Raw genomic sequence first — 12,160 nt, forward strand, 5'->3', positions numbered from 1 at the left:
TCAGGAGGGTAAAGAAATGAATGTATTAGTAATCAACTGTGGAAGTTCTTCTTTAAAGTTCCAGTTAATCAACTCTGACTCAGAAGAAGTACTTGCAAAAGGTCTCTGCGAGAGAATCGGAATCGACGGAAGCCTGACCTATCAGCCGGCTGGCGGAGAAAAGGTAAAATCAGCAAAGGACATGCCTACACATACAGAGGCAATCCAGTTTGTCATTGATGCATTGACGAATCCAGAGACTGGTGTAGTAAAGAGCCTGGACGAGATCGGAGCTGTTGGACACCGTCTGGTACACGGCGGAGAGAAGTTCGCATCTTCAGTTGTGATCACAGATGAAGTAAAGAAGGCAGTAGAAGAGTGCAACGATCTTGCACCGCTCCATAACCCGGCTAACCTGATCGGTGTGAATGCATGCCAGAAATTAATGCCGAACACACCAATGGTAGCAGTATTTGATACCGCTTTCCATCAGACAATGCCAGAGAAGGCATATATGTATGGACTCCCATATGCTTACTATGACAAATATAAAGTAAGACGTTACGGTTTCCATGGAACAAGCCACAGCTTCGTATCTAAAAGAGCAGCAGAGATCGTCGGCAAGCCGTATGACGCTACCAAGACTATCGTATGCCACCTTGGTAACGGTGCAAGCGTATGTGCAGTTCTGAATGGCAGATCCGTAGACACATCCATGGGATTGACTCCACTGGAAGGTCTGGTAATGGGAACACGTTCTGGAGATATCGATCCGGCGATCCTGGAATTCATTGCAAAGAAGGAGAACCTGGATATCGAAGGGCTGATGAAGGTCCTGAATAAAGATTCTGGTGTATATGGACTTTCTAACGGACTTTCAAGTGATTTCCGTGACCTGTCCGCAGCAGCAGAGGATGGCAATGAGCAGGCAAAGGTCGCACTCGAAGTATTCGCTTACAGAGTTGCGAAGTATGTGGGAAGCTATACAGCAGCTATGAACGGTGTAGACAATATCGTATTCACAGCCGGAATTGGCGAGAATGACAAGGAGATTCGTGAAGAGATCTGTGCATATCTCGAATTCCTTGGAATTAAGATTGATAAAGAGGCGAATGCTAAGAGAGGAGAGGAAGTTATCATTTCCACTCCAGATTCAAAAGTCAAAGTACTCGTTATCCCGACGAACGAAGAATTAGCAATTGCAAGAGAAACAGTAGCACTTGTTTAATCAGTTTGTTTGACAGGTAAAAAGGTGGGCGGACAAAGTATCCGCTCACTTCCTTTGTCAGAATATTCTGAATATGGAGAGCGAATGGGGCTGACCCCTTTGCACAACTCCACTACATTTTGTACCTGAAGATGATTTTTCTGTCAGAATCTGTATTTTTCTTGTTGACAAACTAATTTTACATGATATAATAATTTAGGTATGAATAGGAGTAATAAAGATGTTAATTAACCTATCAGACGTTCTGTCAGAACAGCACAAGACAGTGGAAGAGACTGTTGCTTTGGAATTGGAGACGATCGACTTAAAGTCTGGCTCGTATCCGATTGTCAGTAAGGAACCTGTACATGTTGTCGTTTCACATGTGAAGGACAAGGAGCTTTTGATCAAGGCCGAGAGCAAGGTATGTATCATCATTCCCTGTGACCGATGCCTGGAGGATGTAAAGCAGGAGTTCGAACTGGATTTTACAAAGCATGTGGATCTTGGTATCTCAGATGCTGAACTGCCGGAAGGATTAGATGAATCAAATTTCATTGACGGATATCATCTTGACGTGGACAAATTGCTCTTTAATGAGATATTGATAGGATGGCCGACGAAAGTTCTATGCAGGGAAGACTGTAAAGGCATTTGTAACGTTTGTGGTCAGAACCTAAACCTGGGAACCTGTGACTGTGAAGACACAGGGCTTGACCCAAGAATGTCAGTTGTCCGTGATTTGTTTAAGAATTTTAAGGAGGTGTAACCTATGTCTATCTGTCCAAAGAATAAATCTTCTAAAGCTAGAAGAGATAAGAGAAGAGCTAATTGGAAGATGAGTGCTCCAAACCTTGTTAAATGCAGCAAATGTGGAGAACTTATGATGCCTCACAGAGTCTGCAAGGCTTGTGGCTCTTACAACAAAAAAGAAATCATTTCTGTTGACTAATGAAAGAAGACAGAGAAAGGCTTTCCGGGAAACTGGGAGGCCTTTTTTCATGTGATAAAAGTCAATGGAAATGTGTCAATTGCATATAAAATATAGAAAAATAAAATATACATATGCAAAAAATCAATTTGCTTTATTTTCCTGCCTCCTTTACGATACAAGTTGTGCTATATATCTAAAGATAAGAGGAGGTTTTTCAATGGATGCACTTCTTAGTGTAAACTGGATTGCATTGCTTGTGCTGGTAATTGCTTTGCTTTTGTTCAAAGCGCTTAACTGGATCGCATACAAGGTAAATTGGACTTTTGTGATTCTGATCAGTATGGTGATGGGAGCGGTAGTCGGAATCGTGTTTGCTTCCGAAGGAAACTCTTATATGACATGGCTCGCCCTGATTGGGGATGTGTATGTTAATCTCATCACAGCATTAGTTGCTCCAGTCATCCTGGTATCAGTCATTTCCGGGCTGATTCAGTTGAACGACAAGGAAAAAATGAAAAGGATCGGAACAAAATCCGTATTCTGGCTGATGCTTTCATCAGCGATCGCGATTGTGATCACAGTAATATTTGGGGGCCTGACACAGATCGGGAGAGGGGCAGGAGCAGTATTTTCCGATATCTCCAGCGTCGCAGGTTCTACATTAGAGGCCTATCAGGAGATGGAGACGTCTTTTGATCAGATTCTCTTAAAGCTGTTTCCTACGAATATCGTAGGGGATCTGGCGGCAGATAATATTGTTGCTATTATTATCATAGCAGTCGCAGTTGCAGTCGCATATGTCAGTGTCTCATCAGAAGAAGGAGAAGACAAGGTCAAGACGTTTAAGGATCTGATCGAAGGGATGAAGAAAATCATTTTCTACATTCTTTCCTATGTGATCGACCTGACACCGTATGCAGTGCTCTGTCTGACAGCAATCTCTGCGAGTCAGCTTTTAAGTGATAAAGAGGCACTTGTACAGGTGATCCTTCTTGTCGCTATGATTTATGTGGTCTGCCTTGTCCAGACGTATGGTGTCAATGCAATTATCTTAAAGTTCGCGGCAAAATTAAGCCCTGTTAAATTTTTTAAGAAGACATTCGACGCGCAGGCAACCGCCTTTACGACTCAGAGCAGTGTGGGATCTCTTCCTATTACAATTGACCGACTGATTCGCAAGGTCGGCGTGGACGAAGAGGTAGCTAACTTTACGGCACCGCTCGGGACCACGATCGGTATGGCAGGATGTACCTGTATCTGGCCGATTCTGCTTGCGATGTTCTATCTCAATGCCACAGGACAGCACTGGGAAGTCAGTCAATATCTGATCATGTGTTTTATGTGTCTGGTCCTATCTATGGGAAGCGCCGGGATGCCGGGGATTGGAGTCGTTACAGCAGTTTCACTTTTCAGTGCTGTGAACCTTCCGATTGCCGCAGTCGTACTGCTGATTCCAATTAACAGCATTTCCGATATGGTGCGTACGCTGACCAACGTTGTCGGTGCGAATGTAACAGCCGCAGTTGTCGCACGTAAGACAGATCTTTTAGATGACAGCGTCTTCAATGCAGAAGAAGGCAGAACGAATAAAAAGGAGGGACAGGCATCATGAAAAAATCAACGATTGCATTAATTGTAGCTGCGATTGTATGCCTGGGACTTTCTGTATTTTCCGTAAAGGCTTCAGTCACAAGGACCAATACTGCTATTGAAAATATCGGTGAGGTCACATACACAGATGAATGTAAAGCAAAAATCGACCGTGCAGTAGAATACTACAATGCATTGGATCCGAATTTTGACTTAAAAGAAAGAATCAATCACATGGAAGACTTTGATGCAGCGAAAATTGAGTACGCACGACTTGCTATCAAAGCAGCCAGCGTTGCAGATGCAAGAAAAACAGTAGAAGGATATTCTTCGGATGATGTAAAGAAATATGTAGAAGAGGCAAGAGAGGTGGTCGATCAGTATCTGACAGCAGACCAGTATGCTCTAGTTGAGAATTATGCCGACCTGGCAGCACTTGAGAATGAATATACATCAACAGGCGGTACAGGCGGAGCCTCCGAAGAAGTATCGATTCCGATGTGTTAAGAAGACAGGAGGAGATTTCAGATGAAAAATAAATTAATCTCGGCTGTTCTTGTTGCTGCAATGACAGTCTCAGTGCTATCTGGCTGCGGAACCAGCCAGGAGGGCAGTACAGCCAGCCAGAACAAAGATCAGAAGAAGGAGACGTTAGAGAATGTGACCGCACAGCTCTCCTCGCCGGATTTTGATTTTGAGAAGGAATATGCATTCGGGGATTTCAATGCACATTCCAGGGCAGATATGGAGCGTCAGGGTGGAATCGATACCTTTGAAGACAAAGAAATCGTATTTCAGGATATCAGTTATGATCAACTGATCAATCTGCTGAACCAGGAAGGAAACTTCTTGATTCAGTTGAGTGGTTCCTGGTGCCATAACAGCCGTGCCCTGAGTCCTTCAGTAAACAAATATGCTAAGGAATACGGGATAGACACGATTTATTCCTATGACTTTAACGTAGACAATGGAGATGATGGTTCCATGTTCGTCCGTATGTCCAACGAAAAGACAACATTGGGAACAAAGTATAACTATATGTATGGTGAATTTGTATCCAGATATCTTACAAACTTAGACGACTGGATCGCATATCCAAAGGATGATGACACTGCACTTTCCTATACGAATGCAGAGGGGAAGGAAGTGACCGTGGGAAGACTTCAGCAGCCAATTATTTTCCTTTATAATAAGGATAATACGGTTGATAACAGTGATTCCGGTAATACGAGCGGTAAATGTCCGATTGTGTACGCCTTTGAGGAAATGGTTGAACGTGATGCAGAAGGTCTCTACGTCAAGGAGACAGATGAGGAAGGAAATCCCGTACTCGATGAGGACGGAAATCCTGTCAGGAAATACATCACGGATGAGTATAACGAACGCTTGAAAAAAATGTTCGATTATATCAAGACAAATCAGATCGAGCTTTCTCATTATACAAAAGAAGCGTATATGCGTGATGCATTCAACAGCTACGGGAAGGAAATTTTTAAGAAGGATGAGCAGATCAATGTTTATCCTGTTACATACCGTCAATTGGAATGGCTGTTGGATGAAGATGGAAATGCTATTGTGCTCATGGGAGGACCGGGAAGCGAAAAGACACGGGCAGTCATCGGTAAAATCAATGATTATGCAGTGAAAAACAACATCCGTGTGTACATGTACGATCCACAGATCGACGGCGGAATCACGACAGATAAATGGGGATACAAGCAGACGACCAATATATGCGTGGAAGATTCTCCTATCATTAAAATGTATACGAATCTGATTGACAGACATCTTACCAATCTGACTGCTGCAAAAACAACAGAAGACGGATATGCTCTTGTCCAGACCCCTTATCTGTTCGTCTATAATAAGGACGCAAAGGATACGGATGGATTCATCGCACCGATCACAGCTTTTGCGGAACTGCCATACACGCTGGATAGCGAAAAGAGATACTATATCGGCACAGAGAAGAATGCTGCGGCCTGCTCCGATCAGATATCTGCAGTTTTTCAAAGCTATGCTGAGCATGCAGGAATAGAAGTAGAGGAATAAAGTACATCAACAGAGGTCTTTTGCGTTTCTGGAAACAAGGAGAAAGATATAAAATGAAGCGAGTCAGAAGAATCATGCTGGCATTGATATCATGCATTTGCATCGTAGTCTGCATCGGCTGTGGCCAAAAGCAAGCTATCCAGAATCCAGAGCTTTCAAAAGGGAGTGAGGCTCCAGATTTTAAGATTGAATTAAACGATGGAAGCATATTCTCCCTCTCTGAAAATGAAGGCCGGGTCGTGCTTTTGAACTTTTGGGCAACATGGTGCTCTGCATGTGTAAATGAAATGCCGGCACTTGAGAAACTGTATGAAGAGTATGGTGATAAAATACAGATCATAGCAGTCAATACCGCAGAAAGTAAGGAGACGGCAGATCAATTTATTGAAAAACAAAATTATCACTTTCCTGTAGGTTATGATGAGGATAGTGAAGTGAGCAGCAAATATCCCAGTGTTGGGATACCATACACACTGATCATCGGTAAAGATGGGCGGGTGACGGCAGTATTTGTTGGTGCCCAAAATGCTGACAAGCAATACAAAATCTATAAACAAGCGCTTTCTGAAGCGTATGGACAATAGGGATGAAAGAGGGAGTGAATGCACCGAATAAAGCAAGCAGGTGTATTTACTCTCTTTCTTGATTTTCAGACTTCGTGTGCAAATTTATTTCTGTAAGGTTTTAGGGCCCTGTGCACCCGCTGTAATAATTTCCAAATTGTTATTGATTTTTATAATGATGTTTAGTAGAATTAATGCAGTAGCGTTAGGAGGAAGAGAAATGTCTGAGATTACAAGAGTTGCCTTGGATGCAATGGGCGGTGACAACGCACCGGGAGAGATGATCAAAGGTGCAGTGGAGGCCGTGAAGCAAAGAGGTGATATTAAGATCCTGATGACAGGACCAGAAGAGCTGCTTGAGAAGGCGTTATCAGAATATACGTATCCCAAAGACCAGATTGAGATCGTCAATGCCACAGAAGTTATTGAGACGGCAGAGCCGCCGGTCATGGCAATCCGCAGGAAGAAGGATTCTTCCATCGTCGTGGCCATGAATCTGGTGAAGAAGGGCGAGGCTGATGCATTCGTGTCTGCCGGCAGTTCAGGTGCGATCCTGGTCGGAGGCCAGGTGATCGTAGGAAGGATCAAGGGTGTGGAAAGACCACCTCTGGCTCCGTTGATTCCCACAGCTAAAGGAGTCTCCTTATTGATCGACTGTGGCGCGAATGTCGATGCAAGACCTTCTCATCTTGTACAGTTCGCAAAGATGGGTTCCATCTATATGGAGAATATCATCGGGAAGAAGAACCCGACCGTCGGTATCGTGAATATCGGTGCGGAGGAAGAAAAAGGAAATGCACTGGTAAAGGAGACGTTCCCGCTGCTGAAAGAATGTAAGGATATCAATTTTGTGGGAAGTGTGGAAGCCAGGGATATTCCGTCAGGCGCCGTAGATGTTGTAGTGTGCGAGGCGTTCGTTGGGAATGTGATCCTCAAGCTGTATGAGGGAGTCGGCGGTACTCTGATCAAGAAAATCAAGGGAAGTATGATGACATCCCTGCGCAGCAAGATCGGGGCACTTCTCGTGAAACCGGCGCTGAAGGCCACATTAAAAGACTTTGATGCCAGTGAATACGGCGGCGCGCCGCTGCTAGGGCTCAATGGGCTGGTTGTCAAGACACATGGAAGTTCTACTTCAAAAGAAGTGTGTAATTCAATTATTCAATGCGTCACATTTAAGGAACAGCGGATCAATGAGAAGATAAGAGACGTGATTTCACCGGCGCAGGAAGAAAAAAAAGAAGATTAATGTAACGAAGAAAGGGAAGAGGACTATGGAATTTGAAAAATTACAAGAAATTATTGCAGACGTATTAAACGTTTCTAAGGACGACATTCACATGGAGACGACATTTGTAGATGATTTGGGAGCAGATTCATTAGACATTTTCCAGATAATCATGGGAATTGAAGAAGAATTCGACATTGAGATTGACAACGATGAAGCAGAGAAGATCGTGACAGTTGGAGATGCGATCGAGCAGATCAAGAAGGTTGTAGAATAAAAGGGAATAACAGGCAGCATATGAAAAAGCCCCTATGGGCTTTTTCATTTTAATGGGAGAAGGAAATGAGCGATAGTTTAAAAGAATTGGAAAAAAAAATAGGGTATCAGTTTCAGGATTTTTCACTGCTGCGTCATGCGATGATGCACAGCTCATATACCAATGAGAAGCATCTGGAGAAGCACCATTGTAATGAGCGCTTGGAATTTTTGGGAGACGCGGTGTTGGAGCTGGTATCCAGTGAATATTTGTTTTTAGATTCCCCGAAGGTATCAGAAGGTGAATTGACCAAGACGAGGGCAAGCATGGTATGTGAACCGGCACTGGCCTTTTGTGCGAGGGATATCGACCTGGGGTCTTATCTGCTCCTGGGAAAAGGAGAAGAGGCGACCGGAGGAAGACAGAGGGATTCCATCACTTCGGATGCAATGGAAGCATTGATCGGAGCGATTTATCTGGACGGTGGTTTTACTAATGCAAAAGAGTTTATTCATCGGTTCATACTGACGGATTTAGAAAATAAAAAGCTCTTTTTCGATAGCAAGACTATTTTGCAGGAAATCGTGCAGGCAAAGCTGGAAGGAGCAATTTCCTACCATCTTGTCAAAGAGGAAGGTCCGGACCATAATAAGTCATTCTTTGTGGAGGTCCAGATAGGCGGTAAAGGGTTCGGCATCGGAAAAGGCAGGACGAAGAAAGCCGCAGAGCAGGAGGCAGCATACAAGGCAATCCTGGAATTAAGAAAAGAAAAATAAAGCAGGTGTTATATGTATTTAAAAAGCATAGAGGTACAGGGCTTTAAGTCTTTTGCCAATAAAATCAAGTTCGAGTTTCACAATGGAATTACCGGAATCGTGGGCCCGAACGGCAGTGGAAAGAGCAATGTCGCGGATGCGGTGCGCTGGGTCCTCGGAGAGCAGAGAGTCAAGCAGCTTCGAGGCGGTACCATGCAGGACGTTATTTTTTCGGGTACGGAGAACAGGAAGCCGCTAAGTTATGCATCTGTTGCGATCACACTGGATAATTCAGACCATCAGCTCCCCGTGGAGTACGAAGAGGTGACGGTCACAAGGAAACTGTATCGTTCCGGGGAGAGTGAGTACCTGATCAATGGAGCTGGATGCCGTTTAAAGGATATCAATGAGATGTTCTATGATACGGGAATCGGGAAAGAAGGCTACTCCATAATCGGACAGGGGCAGATCGATAAGATCTTGAGTGGAAAGCCGGAAGAGCGCCGAGAACTATTCGACGAGGCAGCCGGAATCGTAAAATTCAAACGTCGTAAGAATCTTTCCTTGAAAAAGCTGGAAGATGAGCGGATGAATCTGACCCGTGTCAATGATATCCTGGCAGAGCTGGAGAAACAGATCGGACCGTTAAAGCGGCAGTCTGAGGTCGCAAGGGAGTATCTAAAAAAGAAAGAAGAATTGAAGACTTACGATATCAACATGTTCCTGTTGGAAACAGAGCGTATCAAGGACCAGATCAGGGACGTTGACGGGAAGCTTAAGATCGCCAATGACGAGCTGGAAGAAACAAACATCAAGTATGAGAACATGAAGACCGAATATGAGGCAATCGAGGAAGAAGTAGATGAGATCGATTTTTCCATCGAGAAGGCAAAGGGACAGCTCAATGAGACCACCCTTTTAAAGCAGCAGCTAGAGGGGCAGATCAACGTCTTAAAAGAGCAGATCAATACGGTCCGCATGAATGATGAACACTATGATAACCGTCTGGGTACGATCCGGGTGGAGATCGAGACAAGAAAGGCGCAGCAGGAAGAGCTGGAGCGTGAGAAGACACAGGTGAGAGGCAGGCTGGAGGCCGCGACCAAGAATGATGCACAGGCAAAGGAAGCTCTGATTGATGTCCAGACCCGTATTGCCGGCCAGACGACGCAGATTGAGCAGAATAAGGCTGAGATCATGGAACTGTTGAACAACAGAGCATCGACCAAGGCTAAGATTCAGCATTATGATACGACCCAGGAGCAGATCACCACAAGGAGAGCGGAGATAGGAAGGAAGATCATAGAAGTCTCCTCAGAGGCAGAAAAGCAGAATGCTGTGCTTGCTACGTATGAGGAAGAGCTCAATAGAATCTCAGAAGAAATTGCAGGATATACCGAGCAGATACAGGTAAATGAGCAGGAGATCGATCAGCTTCAGCAGGAGCTTACAAAAAAGCAGGAACAGCTTCGGATTGGACAGACTGCATATCACAGAGAGTCTTCAAGGCTGGAGTCTTTAAAGAATATTACAGAGCGCTATGACGGATATGGCAACAGTATTCGGAAGGTCATGAGCAACAAGGACAGAGAAAAAGGGCTGATCGGCGTCGTAGCGGATATTATCAAGGTAGATAAGGAGTATGAAATCGCCGTGGAGACGGCGCTGGGAGGCAGTATCCAGAACATTGTCACAGACAATGAGGAGACTGCAAAGCGTATGATCGCATACCTAAAGCAGAACAAATTTGGACGGGCGACCTTCTTACCTCTGACCAGCATGCATGGGGGAGGTGGCATCCGGCAGTCTGAGGCATTAAAAGAGCCGGGGGTCATCGGTCTTGCGAATACACTGGTCCATGTAGAGCCCAGGTTCCAGGGGCTGGCAGAACAGCTTTTGGGAAGAACGATCGTGGTCGAACACATTGACCATGGAATCAGGCTTGCCAGAAAATACAAGCAGTCTCTTCGTTTGGTTACCCTGGAGGGGGAACTGATCAATCCGGGTGGCTCCATGACAGGAGGTGCCTTTAAGAATTCCAGCAATCTGTTGAGCAGGCGTCGTGAAATCGAGGAATTCGAGCAGACGGTGAAGATGCTGAAAAAGGATATGGATGACTGCGAGAGTGCAGTCAATGAGATCAAGGCAAAGCGTGCCGCATGTTACAGCATCATCGACGAGATTCAGCAGAAGTTAAGGAAGGCATCCGTCGTAGAGAATACGGCAAAGATGAATCTGGAACAGGTACTGACCAGACAGCGCGAGGCAAAAGAGCGATATGACAATTATCTAAAAGAGCAGGAGACATTGGAAGCCAGACTCCAGGAGCTCTTGGATAATGAGGATTCTATCCAGATGGAGCTGGAAGCATCCGAGGCTCTGGAAAAGGAGCTGAACCAGAAGATCGAAGAGCTGCAGAAGAGCCTGGAACTGGATAAAGAACAGGAGGCTGTACAGTTAAAGCGGTCGGAGGAAGTGCATCTTTCCTTGGCGAGTCTGGAACAGCAGAATGTTTTCATTCTGGAGAATTCGGCCCGTATCCAGGAGGAGATAGAGAAATTCGAAGCAGAATTAAAAGAACTGGATATCAACAAGGGCAACGCATCCGAAGAAATTAAGGAGAAGGAAGATAAGATCCGGGATTTAAGAGAGACGATAGAGAACTCCAAGGAGCTGTTCGCAGAGATCGAGGCAGAGATTAAAAGCCAGGTCGCAAAGCGAGATGAGCTGAACCAGAAGCACAAGGCATTTCTTGGAAAAAGAGAGGAACTCTCGAAACAGATGTCAGAACTGGACAAGGAGTGTTTTAGGCTGAGCAGCCGGAGAGAGTCTTATGAGGAAGCAAGCGAGAAGCAGATCAACTACATGTGGGAGGAATATGAAATCACCTACAACCATGCATTAGAACTGCGTAATGTAAACCTCACAGACTTGTCTTACATGAAGCGTCAGATTCAGACGCTCAAGGGAGAGATCAAAAAGCTGGGAGATGTCAATGTCAATGCCATTGAGGATTACAAAAATGTGTCCGAGCGTTACGAATTCCTTAAGGGACAGCATGACGATCTAATCGAAGCAGAGGCAACTCTGGTCAAGATTATTGAGGAGCTGGATGGGGCGATGCGCAAACAGTTCGAGGAACAGTTCGCATTGATATCCAAGGAGTTCGACAGCGTATTTAAGCAGCTTTTTGGGGGCGGAAAGGGAACCTTAGAGCTGATGGAGGATGAGGATATACTGGAGGCTGGAATTCGTATCATCGCACAGCCGCCGGGCAAAAAGCTCCAGAATATGATGCAGCTTTCCGGTGGGGAGAAGGCGCTGACAGCGATTTCACTTTTGTTCGCCATTCAGAACTTAAAGCCGTCTCCATTCTGTCTGCTGGATGAGATCGAGGCAGCCCTGGATGACAGCAATGTTACCCGCTTTGCTCAGTATTTACATAAACTGACCAAGAATACGCAGTTCATTGTCATCACCCATAGAAGAGGGACAATGACCGCGGCGGACAGGCTCTATGGTATTACGATGCAGGAGAAGGGGGTATCTACTCTGGTATCCGTGGACCTGCTGGAGGATTCCCTGGATAAATAGGG

At 45.0% G+C, this 12,160-nt stretch carries 11 protein-coding genes; all 11 read left to right on the forward strand.

Annotation, left to right across the window (positions count from 1 at the left end; all coding sequences use genetic code 11):
- The first annotated feature begins 16 nt into the window (after window positions 1-16).
- The 11 genes from HGO97_RS07235 (at window position 17) to smc (ending at window position 12,158) form a co-directional block, all read left to right on the forward strand.
- Window positions 17-1,207: an acetate/propionate family kinase gene (locus HGO97_RS07235; protein WP_216240648.1), complete on the forward strand. Its 1,191-nt coding sequence runs from the start codon at window positions 17-19 to the stop codon at window positions 1,205-1,207.
- A gap of 220 nt (window positions 1,208-1,427) precedes the next feature.
- Window positions 1,428-1,955 (forward strand): YceD family protein, encoded by a 528-nt coding sequence (locus tag HGO97_RS07240; protein WP_216240649.1) that lies wholly within the window; start codon window positions 1,428-1,430, stop codon window positions 1,953-1,955.
- A gap of 3 nt (window positions 1,956-1,958) precedes the next feature.
- Window positions 1,959-2,138 carry a 50S ribosomal protein L32 gene (rpmF, locus tag HGO97_RS07245; protein ID WP_004068723.1) on the forward strand — a complete coding sequence of 60 codons (180 nt, stop codon included), beginning with the start codon at window positions 1,959-1,961 and terminating at the stop codon, window positions 2,136-2,138.
- A gap of 199 nt (window positions 2,139-2,337) precedes the next feature.
- Window positions 2,338-3,732 carry a dicarboxylate/amino acid:cation symporter gene (locus HGO97_RS07250; protein ID WP_216240650.1) on the forward strand — a complete coding sequence of 465 codons (1,395 nt, stop codon included), beginning with the start codon at window positions 2,338-2,340 and terminating at the stop codon, window positions 3,730-3,732.
- A complete protein-coding gene (locus tag HGO97_RS07255) occupies window positions 3,729-4,217 on the forward strand; it encodes a hypothetical protein (protein WP_216240651.1) in 489 nt (162 codons plus the stop codon). Before HGO97_RS07250 ends, HGO97_RS07255 begins: the two co-directional genes overlap by 4 nt.
- 21 nt (window positions 4,218-4,238) lie before the next feature.
- Window positions 4,239-5,762 (forward strand): hypothetical protein, encoded by a 1,524-nt coding sequence (locus tag HGO97_RS07260; protein ID WP_216240652.1) that lies wholly within the window; start codon window positions 4,239-4,241, stop codon window positions 5,760-5,762.
- A gap of 53 nt (window positions 5,763-5,815) precedes the next feature.
- A complete protein-coding gene (locus HGO97_RS07265; protein ID WP_216240653.1) occupies window positions 5,816-6,346 on the forward strand; it encodes a TlpA family protein disulfide reductase in 531 nt (176 codons plus the stop codon).
- Window positions 6,347-6,545: 199 nt separating this feature from the next.
- Complete coding sequence (gene plsX / locus HGO97_RS07270; protein WP_216240654.1) at window positions 6,546-7,574, forward strand: phosphate acyltransferase PlsX; 1,029 nt, start codon at window positions 6,546-6,548, stop codon at window positions 7,572-7,574.
- 25 nt (window positions 7,575-7,599) lie between these two features.
- Complete coding sequence (gene acpP, locus HGO97_RS07275) at window positions 7,600-7,830, forward strand: acyl carrier protein (RefSeq protein ID WP_216240655.1); 231 nt, start codon at window positions 7,600-7,602, stop codon at window positions 7,828-7,830.
- Window positions 7,831-7,895: 65 nt separating this feature from the next.
- Complete coding sequence (gene rnc, locus HGO97_RS07280; RefSeq protein ID WP_216240656.1) at window positions 7,896-8,585, forward strand: ribonuclease III; 690 nt, start codon at window positions 7,896-7,898, stop codon at window positions 8,583-8,585.
- A gap of 12 nt (window positions 8,586-8,597) precedes the next feature.
- Window positions 8,598-12,158 carry a chromosome segregation protein SMC gene (gene smc / locus HGO97_RS07285; RefSeq protein ID WP_216240657.1) on the forward strand — a complete coding sequence of 1,187 codons (3,561 nt, stop codon included), beginning with the start codon at window positions 8,598-8,600 and terminating at the stop codon, window positions 12,156-12,158.
- Window positions 12,159-12,160 lie beyond the last annotated feature (2 nt).

The sequence above is a fragment of the Faecalicatena faecalis genome (assembly GCF_012524165.2).
GTDB lineage: Bacteria > Bacillota > Clostridia > Lachnospirales > Lachnospiraceae > Faecalicatena_A > Faecalicatena_A faecalis.